General features: G+C 43.5%; 2 protein-coding genes. Both read right to left on the reverse strand.

The window, feature by feature from the left end; all coding sequences use genetic code 11:
* Positions 1-193: 193 nt before the first annotated feature.
* The gene (gene rpmA / locus AC805_RS13090) at positions 194-481 is read right to left on the reverse strand and encodes a 50S ribosomal protein L27 (protein WP_009629204.1); all 288 of its coding nucleotides are present in this window, start codon (positions 479-481) and stop codon (positions 194-196) included.
* 81 nt (positions 482-562) lie between these two features.
* On the reverse strand, positions 563-892 hold the full coding sequence (gene rplU, locus AC805_RS13095; protein WP_055075846.1) for a 50S ribosomal protein L21: 330 nt from the start codon (positions 890-892) through the stop codon (positions 563-565).
* Between the last annotated feature and the right edge of the window lie 322 nt (positions 893-1,214).

Below are 1,214 nucleotides of genomic sequence, written 5' to 3' on the forward strand. Positions count from 1 at the left end.
TGGCGGCGCGAAGCTCCGCCATTCAATTCTTGGGGTTTGATTTGTCCTCATTCAAGTGACTGTAGCTATACCTAGCAAACCTCTTCTCAAATCCCGTTTCAAATTATCCAGAATGCAAGCTGTAGCGTACGCGCAGCGTGCGCTACAGCTTGCATTCTGGGCTTTAATTATGCCCAGCTACTTAGCAAGTCGCTTAAGCAACTTCAGCTTCTGCAACTTCTACGGCTACAGGAGCGTATACGCTAATTTTCTTGCGGGTCTTGCCAAAACGCTCAAAAGTAACTACGCCATCAACGGTGGCATACAATGTGTCATCGCTACCGCGACCAACATTGTTGCCTGGGTGAAACTTAGTGCCACGTTGACGAACGAGAATGCTGCCAGCTTTAACAACTTGACCGCCGTAACGCTTTACACCAAGGCGCTTAGCATTAGAGTCACGACCGTTTCTTGTACTACCTGTACCCTTCTTATGTGCCATTTTGTGTTGATCCTCTTAATGATTAAAAGATGCAGAAATAAATGAAACTACGATCTATTTATTTCTGGTTAAGATTGGTTATTAAGCAGCCTGACCGCTAAGATTAATCGCTTCAACCATGATCCGAGTCAAGGGCTGACGGTGACCGTTCTTTCTACGGGTTTTCTTTTTAGGACGCATTTTGTAAACGATTACTTTTTTCGCCTTTAGATGGCGCATGACGGTAACTTCTACACTGGCGCTATCAACTATGGGCTGACCGATGGAGATATCACCGTCCATATTGACAAACAAAACTTTATCGATGGTCAATTTACTGTCTGGTTCGGCTTCGAGGAGCTCAACGTCATAAAATCTGCCGACTTCGACGCGATATTGCTTACCGCCTGTTTCAATGATTGCGTAACTCATGGTGTTTAAATATTCAGTAGATGCCGTACAGGTATGGGGAAATCAGCTTTACCTAAGTTTCACCAATTTTCTAAATAACCCGATCCGAGCATGAAAGATCGTGCGATCTATAACTATACATGAAATCACAAAATAAGGCTCACATTTTTTGCCAGTTCGGGTTGAACTGGCAACTTTTAAAAGCTCAAAAGTAAAAGCCTTGCGTAGCAAGGCTTTTATAGTCGTTTTAAATAACTTGTAGACGGGCTTCGACTTCGCTCAGCCCTCGGTGTAAGCTAGCTGAGCGAAGTCGAAGCTGTAGTTTTTATTTGAATTATCTATA

Source organism: Pseudanabaena sp. 'Roaring Creek' (genome assembly GCF_001402795.1).
Taxonomy (GTDB): Bacteria; Cyanobacteriota; Cyanobacteriia; order Pseudanabaenales; family Pseudanabaenaceae; genus Pseudanabaena.